Raw genomic sequence first — 202 nt, forward strand, 5'->3', positions numbered from 1 at the left:
CTTACAATTGCGATGGGGGGACGGAGAAGGCTAGGTGGGCCTGGCGACGGTTGTCCAGGTTCAAGTGCGTAGGCTGAAGAGTTAGGTAAATCCGGCTCCTCGATAGGCTGAGACACGACGTCGAGCTACTACGGTAGTGAAGTCATTGATGCCATGCTTCCAGGAAAAGCCTCTAAGCTTCAGATTGTAAGGAATCGTACCC

1 rRNA gene is annotated in these 202 nt (G+C 53.0%); it reads left to right on the forward strand.

What is annotated here, in order from left to right:
* Positions 1 to 201 (forward strand): 23S ribosomal RNA (locus tag IQR33_RS25650); the annotation flags it as partial.
* Position 202: the final 1 nt, after the last annotated feature.

Origin of the sequence: Vibrio sp. OPT46 (assembly GCF_015163535.1) — a bacterium.
Classification (GTDB): domain Bacteria; phylum Pseudomonadota; class Gammaproteobacteria; order Enterobacterales; family Vibrionaceae; genus Vibrio; species Vibrio alginolyticus.